1 protein-coding gene is annotated in these 830 nt (G+C 74.7%); it reads left to right on the forward strand.

What is annotated here, in order from left to right; translation table 11 throughout:
- Window positions 1-133: 133 nt before the first annotated feature.
- On the forward strand, window positions 134-830 hold a 697-nt coding region (locus Q2100_RS31250; protein WP_302917126.1), incomplete at its 3' end, for an asparaginase domain-containing protein.

An 830-nucleotide genomic window follows, 5' to 3' on the forward strand; every position in this document is an offset into this window, starting at 1 on the left:
ACGCCTCGGCGGCGCCTCGTCAGGCGCCGCGGCGCCGCCGGTTGCGGCCCCGGTCGCCCGTTCGAAGGGGCCCGGTGTTTCGTCAGTCACCGGACCATCATCCCAAACCGGCCGATGGGGAAGAATTCCGCATGTGAGCCTCGTCGTCATCACCACCGGTGGAACCATCGCGACCAGCGTCGACGACGCCGGTGTCCGGCGGCCGACCCGCGGCGGCGCCGACCTGCTGACCGGTCTGGGGGCCGCGGCCGTCGACGGCGTGCGCTGGGTCGACGCGCTCTCGCTGGACAGCTCCGAGATGACCCCGCCCGACTGGGACACCATCCGGAGGGCCGTCGGCGACGCGGTCGACGCGGGCGCCTCCGGCGTCGTCGTCACCCACGGCACCGACACCATGGAGGAGACGGCGCTGTGGCTCGAGATCACCTATGACGGAACGGTTCCCGTCGTGCTGACCGGTGCGCAGCGCAGTGCCGACGCTCCCGGCGCCGACGGCCCGGGCAACCTCCGCGACGCGCTGGCCGTTGCGGCGCACCCGGATGCCCGCGACGCCGGCGTGGTCCTGAGCTTCGCGGGCACGGTGTGGCAGCCGATCGGCCTGCAGAAGGTGGCGACCGGTGACCTGCGGGGCTTCGCGGGGCGGGCGGTGGGCGCGGTGGACGACGGCGCGTTCGTCCGCACCGCCGACAAGACCAGGCCGTACCTGGGCCCGATGACGGCTGGCGCGGCCCCGCGGGTCGACATCGTCGCGGTCTACCCGGGCAGCGACGGCATCGCGATGGTGGCGTGCGCGGACGCCGGGGCGCGCGCGATCGTGCTCGAGGCGCTCG

The organism is Mycolicibacterium arseniciresistens (genome assembly GCF_030519285.1).
Lineage (GTDB): Bacteria > Actinomycetota > Actinomycetes > Mycobacteriales > Mycobacteriaceae > Mycobacterium > Mycobacterium arseniciresistens.